8 protein-coding genes are annotated in these 8,443 nt (G+C 72.0%); 3 read left to right on the top strand and 5 right to left on the bottom strand.

From position 1 onward, the window contains the following. Both BHU06_RS19930 and BHU06_RS19925 read left to right on the top strand, forming a co-directional pair. On the top strand, window positions 1-212 hold a 212-nt coding region (locus BHU06_RS19930; RefSeq protein ID WP_217494363.1), incomplete at its 5' end, for an electron transfer flavoprotein subunit alpha/FixB family protein. A 14-nt stretch (window positions 213-226) separates the two neighbouring features. After that, complete coding sequence (locus BHU06_RS19925; protein ID WP_070400965.1) at window positions 227-979, top strand: NAD(P)H-dependent oxidoreductase; 753 nt, start codon at window positions 227-229, stop codon at window positions 977-979. Window positions 980-1,015: 36 nt separating this feature from the next. Here the strand turns inward: BHU06_RS19925 and BHU06_RS19920 are convergent, their stop codons facing one another. Continuing rightward, window positions 1,016-1,891 carry an acyl-CoA thioesterase II gene (locus BHU06_RS19920; RefSeq protein ID WP_139147134.1) on the bottom strand — a complete coding sequence of 292 codons (876 nt, stop codon included), beginning with the start codon at window positions 1,889-1,891 and terminating at the stop codon, window positions 1,016-1,018. 243 nt (window positions 1,892-2,134) lie between these two features. On the opposite strand from BHU06_RS19920, the gene BHU06_RS19915 reads away from it, so the two are divergent. Next, window positions 2,135-3,049: a LysR family transcriptional regulator gene (locus BHU06_RS19915; protein WP_070400964.1), complete on the top strand. Its 915-nt coding sequence runs from the start codon at window positions 2,135-2,137 to the stop codon at window positions 3,047-3,049. Window positions 3,050-3,079: 30 nt separating this feature from the next. Here BHU06_RS19915 and BHU06_RS19910 read toward each other — a convergent pair whose 3' ends face one another. Genes BHU06_RS19910 through BHU06_RS19895 form a run of 4 tightly spaced genes read right to left on the bottom strand, consistent with a single transcriptional unit; the run spans window position 3,080 to window position 8,404 of the window. Then, on the bottom strand, window positions 3,080-4,081 hold the full coding sequence (locus BHU06_RS19910; protein ID WP_070400963.1) for a tripartite tricarboxylate transporter substrate binding protein: 1,002 nt from the start codon (window positions 4,079-4,081) through the stop codon (window positions 3,080-3,082). Continuing rightward, window positions 4,078-5,832 (bottom strand): thiamine pyrophosphate-requiring protein, encoded by a 1,755-nt coding sequence (locus tag BHU06_RS19905; RefSeq protein ID WP_070400962.1) that lies wholly within the window; start codon window positions 5,830-5,832, stop codon window positions 4,078-4,080. Before BHU06_RS19905 ends, BHU06_RS19910 begins: the two co-directional genes overlap by 4 nt. Further along, the gene (locus BHU06_RS19900) at window positions 5,829-7,310 is read right to left on the bottom strand and encodes an aldehyde dehydrogenase family protein (protein ID WP_070400961.1); all 1,482 of its coding nucleotides are present in this window, start codon (window positions 7,308-7,310) and stop codon (window positions 5,829-5,831) included. The genes BHU06_RS19905 and BHU06_RS19900 overlap by 4 nt, the downstream gene beginning before the upstream one ends. A 14-nt stretch (window positions 7,311-7,324) precedes the next feature. Continuing rightward, window positions 7,325-8,404 carry a porin gene (locus tag BHU06_RS19895; RefSeq protein ID WP_070400960.1) on the bottom strand — a complete coding sequence of 360 codons (1,080 nt, stop codon included), beginning with the start codon at window positions 8,402-8,404 and terminating at the stop codon, window positions 7,325-7,327. Window positions 8,405-8,443: the final 39 nt, after the last annotated feature.

Below are 8,443 nucleotides of genomic sequence, written 5' to 3'. Positions count from 1 at the left end.
TGCAGGTGGGCCAGACGGGCAAGATCGTGGCGCCGCAGCTCTACATCGCCGCCGGCATCTCGGGCGCCATCCAGCACCTGGCGGGCATGAAGGACTCCAAGGTGATCGTGGCGATCAACAAGGACCCCGAGGCGCCGATCTTCAGCGTGGCCGACTACGGCCTGGAGGCCGATCTGTTCGAGGCCGTGCCCGCGCTGGTCGAGGCACTCTGACACCGGGGCCCGCCATGAAGGTCTTCATCGTCCACGCCCACCCCGAGCCCCGCTCCTTCGGGCAGGCCTTGCTGCAGCGCGCGGTGCACACCCTGCGCGAGACCGGCCACCAGGTGGTGGTGTCCGACCTCTACGCCATGGGCTTCCAGCCCGTGGCCACCGGCGATGATTTCAGCGAGCGCCGATTCCCCGACGCGCTGCAGTACGACCGCGAGCAGAAGCAGGCCTCGCAGCGCCAGACCTTCCGCGCGGACATCCAGGCCGAACTCGACAAGCTCATGGCCTGCGATCTGCTGATCCTGCAGTTTCCGCTCTGGTGGTTCTCGGTGCCCGCGATCATGAAGGGCTGGATCGACCGCGTGTTCGCCAACGGCACGGTGTACGGCGCGGGCGGCAAGCGCTTCGACCAGGGCGGGCTGAAAGGCCGCAAGGCCATGCTGGCCTTCACCACCGGCTGCTTCCCCGAGATGATGGCGCCCGACGGCCTGCTGGGCCAGCGCGACGTGATCCTCTGGCACCTGCAGCACGGCACCTTCGGCTACTCGGGGCTGCAGGTGCTGCAGCCCTTCGTGGGCTGGTCCATCCAGTACACCGACCCCGGGCAGCGCGGGGCCTACCTCGACGCCTACGAGGCGCGCCTGCGCGGCATCGAGCACGAGGCGGCGATGCCCTCGCACCCGCTGTCGGACTTCGGGCCCGACTGGCGCCTCAAGCCCGGGATCGCCCCCCGCACCGCGGGCCACCGCCGGCCCGGCGGCGGGGCCTGAGCGCGGCGCCGCCAGCGGCGCCTGGCCTCTTGGACACTAGTCGGTCCAGCTCACCAGGCAGTCCTGGGTGGCGGTGGCGACGTGCCGCCCCGCTTCGTCGTGGTAGTGCGCCAGCGCCAGGCCGCGGCCCTGGGCCGCGTGCGGGCTGTGCGTCTGCACGTGGACCCACCGGTCGGCGCGCAGCGGCGCGTGCAGCCACAGGGCGTGGTTGAGGCTGGAGATGTACATGCCGCGCTCGCCGGCACTCGCCAGGTGCGGCCGCAGGATGCAGAAGTTGAGCCACCAGTCCGACAGGTAGGCGAAGGCGGCGGCGTGCAGGGGCGCTTCATCGGGCAGGGCCTGCGGCACCTTCATCCAGTAGCGGAACCCGCGCCCCGTGTCCACGCCGCCGAGCTGGCGCTCCACGTCGGGAATGCGGAAGTGAATCGCGGCATTGCAGTCGCGGCCATAGCCGCCCATGAGCGCGATGCGGTCGCGCCAGGGCCCGGGCACTTCGTCCAGCGTGGACAGGTCCTCGGGCCGCTCGCCGTGGGGCACCGGCGAGGCTTCGGCGTGCGCGGGCCCCGGCAAGGGCAAGGCGCAGCTCACCTGGGCGTCGAGCACGGTGCGTTCGCCCTGCACGCCGCGCACCTGGCGCGAACTGAAGCGCTTGCCCTCCTGCAAGCGCCGCACCTCGAACACGATGGGCTGGTCCGGCATCGCGCCTTGCAGGAACAGGAACTGCATCATGGTCGGCGCGCGCGCGCCGGGCACGTCCATCAGCGCGGCCCGCATCGCCTGGCCCAGCAACTGGCCGCCGTAAGAGCGGCCGTTCTGGTTGGCGTCGCCGTGCAGGCTGCGCCAGCGGCCCGGGCCGGCGGATTGCAGTTGCAGGCGCTCGGCCAGCGGGGTGTCGGTCGGGGTCAAGGGCATCGGGTCTCCCGTTCAGGCGTGCCGGCCCGGGGGCCAGGGTGGATGCGTTCAATAATAAACCGTCTTGTCGGTTTGTTATTTACGAATCCCCGCCCTGCTGATGCGCGGGACGGGGCACACCGCCGCGGCCGACATCCCGACCGGCAGCGGCCAGGCGTTCCCGCCAACGCCCCCAGGCGGGGCGGTGGGCGCGGGCGCGTCCCATAATCGGCGCGACCTCACGCGGCCCCGGACAAGACCCCCATGACGCTTCAGCAACTGCGCACCTTCCTGGCCATCGTCGAGTTCGGCAGCTTCCGCCGCGCGGCGCGGGAGCTGGAGGTGTCGCAAGCCGGTCTTACGAGCAGCATCCAGTCGCTGGAGAACGCGCTCAAGCTGCGCCTCATCGAACGCTCCACGAGCGGCATCAGCCTCACGGCGGAGGGCCGCCAGATCTACGAGCGCGCCCAGCTCATCGACCGCGAATCCCGCCAGATCCTGATCGACGCCGAGCAGCTGCGCGGAAAGGGCGTCAGCAGCCTGAGCATCGGCCTGGGTCCGACGCCGACGGCCACGCTGCTCCACCTGGTGGTGCCCGACTTCCACAAGCGCTTTCCGGACGTGCGGCTGAACCTCATCAGCGGCGTGTTCGAGCACCTGGAGTCGGCGCTGCAGCAAGGCAAGATCGAGCTGGCCATCACCGCGGTTCCGCCGAAGGGCCTCGCCTCCAACCTGGCCTGCGTCGAGCTGTTCAGCTCGAACCTGACGGTGGTCGCGCGGGAGGGCCATCCGCTGGCGGGCGCGGCCTCGCTGGCCGAGCTGCGCCACACGGAGTGGGTGCTGCTGGGCTCGCCCGGCGGCCCGGGCGGCACCGTGGCGCGCTACTTCACCGACCACGGCTTCGCCGCGCCGCCGGTGGCGGCCACCTGCGAGGCCATCACGCAGATGGTGGCGCTGGTGCGCAGCACGGACTGGATGTGCATGATCCCCGCCGTCCTCATCGAGAAAGACCTGATGGGCCGGGGGCTGGTGACGCTGAAGCTGCGCGAGGCGATGCCGCAGTACGTCAACACCGTGCTGCACCGGCGCGAGCCCCAGCTGTCGTCGGCCGCGCAGGCCTTCCTGGCCATGAGCCAGTCCTGCGCGCGCGTGCTGTCGCGCGGCAGCCGGCGGCTGTAGGCGCCGGGCCGCGCGTCCGCGGCGCCCGGCCTACTCCTTGATGCCCCGGGCCTTGACGACCGCGCCGTAGCGCTCGCTGTCGCGCTGGATCTGGGCGGCGAAGGCCGCCGGCGCCATGGGCGTCGGCTCGGCCCCCTGCGCCTGGATGCCCGCCGCCACCGGCGCTGTCTTCAACAGGCGGTTGATCTCCGCGTTCAGCCGCGCGACCACCGGCTGGGGCGTGCCCGCCGGGCCATACAGCCCGTGCGTCGTGCCACCGTCGAAGTCCTTGACGCCGAGTTCCCGCAGGGTGGGCGCGTCGGGGAACAGCGGCGAGCGCTCGTTCGAGGCCACGGCCAGCAGGTGGAGCCTGCCGGCGCGCACGTGCTCGAAGGCGATGCCCGGGTCGAACAGCACGTCGACCGATCCGCCGAGCAGGTCCTGCAGGGCCGGCGCCGCGCCCCGGTAGGGGATGTGCACGGCCGTGAGGCCGGTCTGCCCTTTCAGCATTTCCATGGCCACGTGCGGCGCGCTGCCGTTGCCGGGCGAGCCGTAGGTCAGACGGCCGGGGTGCTGCCGGGCGTAGGCCTGCAGGGCCGAAAACGTCTTGAACGGCAGCTTGGCGTTGCCCACCAGGAACAGCGAGACGCGCGCGAACGCCGCGATGGGCGCCAGCTCGGTTTTGGGGTTGAGCGGCAGCCGTTCGAGCGTGTGGACCGAGATCGACATCGAGCTGCCGGTGGTCATCAGGAAGGTGTGGCCGTCCGTGGATTTCGCCACCGCGTCGGCGGCCAGCATGCCGGTCACGCCCGACTTGTTCTCGATGACCACCGGCTGGCCCAGCGCTTCCGACAGGCCCGGGGCGAGGCTGCGCACCATCACGTCGGGCCCGCCCCCCGCGGGGAAGCCCACGATGATGCGGACGGGTCGGTTCGGCCAGGCGCTGGCCTGCGCGGCGGCACCGCCCGAGGCCAACGCCAGCAACCCGCCCAGGGCCGCCGCCAGCGCCCGCCGGCGCGTGGCGCGGCGATCACGCGGATTGTCGATCGTCATGGCTGGTCTCCTTGCGCCGTGGACGGCAAGAGCGATTGCGAGGTGATGGGGGCGAGCTGCACGTTCACCACGGCGCTGCGCCCCCCGCGCACGGCCGCCAGGGCCGAGCGCAGCGTCGACGCCAGTTCGGCCCGGTCCTGCACGGCGAAGCCGAGCGCGGCGCCCGTGGCCTCGGCCAGGGCTTCGAACCTCACGCCGCGGCCGGAACCGACCCAGTAGGTGTCGTGCCGTTCGGCCGGGCCGTCGGGGTGCACGAGCGCCGTCGACGCGCGCGGCGACTTCCAGCCGCCGTTGTTGTAGACCACGGTCAGCGTGGCGGCGCCGCAGGCGCCCGCGACCCAGAAGGCGCTGCCCGGCACGCCGAACAGGTAGCAACCGTCGCCGACCAGGGTGATGACCTCGGCCTCGGGCGACGCGAGCTTCACGCCGATGGCGGCGTTGATGCCCCAGCCCAGCCCGGCGCCGTGGTTCAGGTAGCAGCCGCCCGGCCGGTCGGTCTTGAGCACGGACGCGATCAGCGTGGCGTGCGACGGCGCCTCGACCAGCACCACGGTCTTTTCGTTCACCAGCTCGCGCACGGCCCGGGTCAGCTCGGCCGGGGTGATCGGCCCTTGCGTGGGTGTGGGCGGGATCCGCAGGGCGACCCGCTCCTTCGCCGCCGCGACCCAGTCGAGGCGCTGCGCGCGCCCCGCCAGGGCGGGCGCGGCGTCCAGGGCCAGCAGCTGCTCCAGCACCTGCGCGGCGCTGGCCTGGAAGCGGCCCTGCGCGGGGAAGTGCCAGTAGCCCAGGTCCGTCTTGAGCGGGTCGACGTCGATGTGGAACAGCGTGGCGTCCGCGCGCGGCGTGACCTGCGAGGCCAGCCAGGGCACGTCCACGTCGAGCAGCAGGATGCAATCCGCCTCTTCGACCAGGACGTTGCGCTGGTAGCCCAGGTGGCAGGGGTGGCTGCCCGGAAAGCTCACGTACTGCGGGCCGAGTTCCAGCACGCCCAGGCCATAGCGGTCCGCCGCGTCCACCAGCCGGGGCGGCACGCCCGGGTCCATGCCCGCGTAGCTGGTGATCACCAGCGGCCGCTTCGCGCGGCACAGCGCCTCGTGCAGGGCCCACGCGTCGGCCGGCGGCAGCCCGCCCAGCGCCGACGGACGCCAGTGGTCAGGCCGCTCGCGCGCCGCGGGCGCTGGGGCGTCCCAGACCTCCCGCGCGCCCGTCAGGTACACCGGACCGCGGGGCTGCGAGGACGCGATCTGCAGCGCCCGCCGCACCACCGGCTCCACCATGTCGGGCGCGCGCAGCTCGTACATCCATTTCATGTACGGCGCCACGATGTCGCTCTGGCGGCTGGTGTCCTGCGTGTAGTGGATGTACTCGTTGCGGTGGCCAAGCACGGACGGGTCGCAGGAGACGGGCGACAGGCCGGCGACCACGATGGCCGGGATGCGGCCGCGCGCCGCGTTGTGCACGCTGGCGCCCAGGTTCTGCGTGCCCACGTCGACGTGGACCAGCACCAGCTGGGGCTGGCGGGTGACCATCGCGTAGCCGTCAGCCGCGCTCAGGGTCGTCATCTCGTGCGGGCAGATGACCACCTCGGGCATGGGCAGGCCGGCCTGCTGGAGCCGCGCGAACGCGCTGATGAAGGCCGGGTGGTCGCTGCCGAGGTTGCTGAAGATGTACTTGACGCCGGCGTCGGCGCACAGGCGCAGCAGCTGCTCGGCCACGGTGGGCGCCGGGGCCAGGGGGGATTCGGTGTTCATGCCTTGTGGAGCCAGCCCGCGGGGGCGGAGATGCTGTGGGGGGAGAGGAAGCCTTCAATGCCCTGGAAGCCCAGGTTGCGGCCAAAGCCGCTGTCCTTGAAGCCGCCGAAGGGCGCGCGGTTGTCCTGCGCCAGCGGTCCGTGGCCATTGAGGTAGGTGTAGCCCGCCTCCAGCTGGCGGGCGACCGCCATCGCGCGCTCGGGGTCGGCCGTCCAGACCGAGGAGCACAGCGCGAAGCGCGAGTCGTTCGCCAGCGCGATGCCCTGCTCCTGCGTGTCGAAGGGAAGGATCGGCAGCACCGGACCGAACTGCTCTTCGCGGACCACGTCGAGCGAGGGGTCGGGATCGAACACCAGGGTCGGCCGCTGGAAGTGGCCCTGGCGGTACAGCGCCGGGTCGGGCACCGCGCCGAACTCGCGCACGTCCGCGCCGCGCTCGCGGGCCTGCTGGATCATGTCCCGCACGACCTGGAGCTGGCGCGGGTTGTTCAGCGGACCCATGGTGGTGTCTGGCAGCAGGCCGTCGCCCACGACCTGTTCGGCGGCGACGGCCGACAGCCCCTGCACCAGCTCGTCGTAGCGCGAGCGCTGGACGTAGAGCCGCTTCATCGCCATGCAGATCTGGCCCGCCGTCATGAACGCCCCCTGGTACAGGCGCCGGAAGGCGGCCGCGTCCAGTTCCGCGTCCTGCAGCACCAGGGCCGCATCGTTGCCGCCCAGCTCCAGGGTCACCGGGGTCAGCCGATCGGCGGCCAGGCGCATGACGTGCTTGCCCACGCCGACGCTGCCCGTGAAGTTGATCGCGGCGGCCAGCGGGTGCGTGAGCATGGCGTCGCCGATTTCAGAGGCCTCGCCGGTGATGAGGTTGACCACGCCCGGCGGCAGCATCTCCGCGATCATCGCGACGGTCTGCGCTGGCGCGATGGCCGACTGCTGCGGCAGCTTGATGACCACCGTGCTGCCCGCCAGCAGCGCTTGCGGCAGCTTGGCGCCCAGGATCGACAGCGGCCAGTTCCACGGGACGATGAGCAGCGCCACGCCGCGCGGCTTGCGCGCGATGACGGTGTCGAACGGCGGGCCGGACAGGCGCTCGTCCGCCATCAACCGCGGCGCGTTGTCCGCCACGTCGGTGAACCGCGAGCCCAGGCGGCCCATCTCGGTGGCGGCCTCCTTCAGCACCTTGCCGTGCTCGCGGGTGAACAGGCGCGTGCGGCGCTCCAGGTCGGCGGCGTCGGCCGTCAGGTGCCCGGCCACGCGGCGCAGCAGCGCCGCGCGCTCGGCGGGGCTGCGCGCGGACCACGCGGGGAAGGCCCGGTGCGCGGCCTGGAACGCGCGGTCCACGTCCTCGACCGAGGCCAGCGCGGCCTGGCCCACGCGCTCGGCGGGACGCGCCGGGTTGTGGATCGGGTAGCTGCGGCCGCCGCTGGCCTCGACCCGGCGGCCATCGATGTACAAGCCCGCTTGGGAGGTGTCGGTCATGGCGGCTCCCGGCCTCAGAAGACGTGGCGCATGCCCACCTGGAAGCCGCGCACGTCGGCACCGGCGGCGGGGCCGCCGCCGGCTTCCGTGCGCGAGGGCCACAGGCCGAAGGCCGCGTTGCCCTTGTTGCTCTGGTGGCCCACGCTGGTGTAGACCGAGGTGCGCTTGGACAGCGGGTGCATGTACTGCACCGCGAACAGGCGCGCGTCGGAGTTGGCCGCGTCGTCCACGTTGCGCACCTGGTAGACGGCGTTGATCTCGCCGACGCCCACGGGCACCTTGACGCCCACGTAGCCGCCGCGCATGCCGGGCGCGCCGTCCACGTCGGCCTTGACCAGGTAGCCGTACAGCTTCACCGCCTTCAGGTCGTAGCTCGCGCCCAGGCTGGTCACCTGGTTCTTCACCGAGGCGAGCGCGGGCTGGCCGGCGGCGGCGCCGGTGGAATTCAGGCGGTCGTGGACGAGACCCAGGTAGAGCGTCTTGTTGCTGTACTCCAGCGCCAGGCTGGACGGGTTGCCGAAAGGCGAGGCGCCTTCGTTGCTGGCCACCATCAGCTTGCCGACGACACCGCCGAAGCTGGGCGAGATGTACTGCACCGCGTTGTTGTGCATCGCCGGGTAGCCCAGCAGGCCGGCCGCGCCGCCGCGCTGGAACAGCGTGAGGCTGGCGCCCATGCCAGAGCGCTGGAACGGGTCCACGCGCAGCGACATGGCGATGTTGGGCGTGAACTGGCTGCCCAGGATCAGCGTGCCGTAGCGCTGGTCGCGCAGGCCCAGCAGGGTCTCGCGGTTGAAGTACGCGGCCGGGTTGGATGGCGCGCCGGTGTCGACGTTGAAGCCGCTCTCCAGCTTGAAGAAGGCCTGCAGGCCGCCGCCCAGGTCTTCGTTGCCGCGAATGCCCCAGCGCGAGGTGTCGCTCGACAGGAAGCTGTTCTGGCGCGAGGGCGCCGCGCCGGTGGCCGAGTAGCGCACCGAGTTGATGGACGCGTCCAGGCGCCCGTACAGCTGTACGGACGAGGCCGCCGGGGCGCCGCCTTGCGCCAGGGCCAGGACGGGCGCCAGCAGGCCGGCGCCGATCAGGCTGATCTTCTTCATCTTGCTTGTCTCCTTCTGTTGTTCGCTCGGGGGCGAGCG

The organism is Hydrogenophaga sp. PML113 (genome assembly GCF_001777155.1).
Classification (GTDB): domain Bacteria; phylum Pseudomonadota; class Gammaproteobacteria; order Burkholderiales; family Burkholderiaceae_C; genus Hydrogenophaga; species Hydrogenophaga borbori.
Note: the sequence above shows the minus strand (reverse complement) of the source record. Positions and strands in the feature narration are given on the sequence as shown.

What these genes read in the sequence shown, in the direction of transcription:
- BHU06_RS19910 (WP_070400963.1), bottom strand. Translation starts at nt 4,081, where the DNA reads ATGACGATCGACAATCCGCGTGATCGCCGCGCCACGCGCCGGCGGGCG.
- BHU06_RS19895 (WP_070400960.1), bottom strand. Translation starts at nt 8,404, where the DNA reads ATGAAGAAGATCAGCCTGATCGGCGCCGGCCTGCTGGCGCCCGTCCTG.
- BHU06_RS19925 (WP_070400965.1), top strand. Translation starts at nt 227, where the DNA reads ATGAAGGTCTTCATCGTCCACGCCCACCCCGAGCCCCGCTCCTTCGGG.
- BHU06_RS19915 (WP_070400964.1), top strand. Translation starts at nt 2,135, where the DNA reads ATGACGCTTCAGCAACTGCGCACCTTCCTGGCCATCGTCGAGTTCGGC.
- BHU06_RS19900 (WP_070400961.1), bottom strand. Translation starts at nt 7,310, where the DNA reads ATGACCGACACCTCCCAAGCGGGCTTGTACATCGATGGCCGCCGGGTC.
- BHU06_RS19920 (WP_139147134.1), bottom strand. Translation starts at nt 1,891, where the DNA reads ATGCCCTTGACCCCGACCGACACCCCGCTGGCCGAGCGCCTGCAACTG.
- BHU06_RS19905 (WP_070400962.1), bottom strand. Translation starts at nt 5,832, where the DNA reads ATGAACACCGAATCCCCCCTGGCCCCGGCGCCCACCGTGGCCGAGCAG.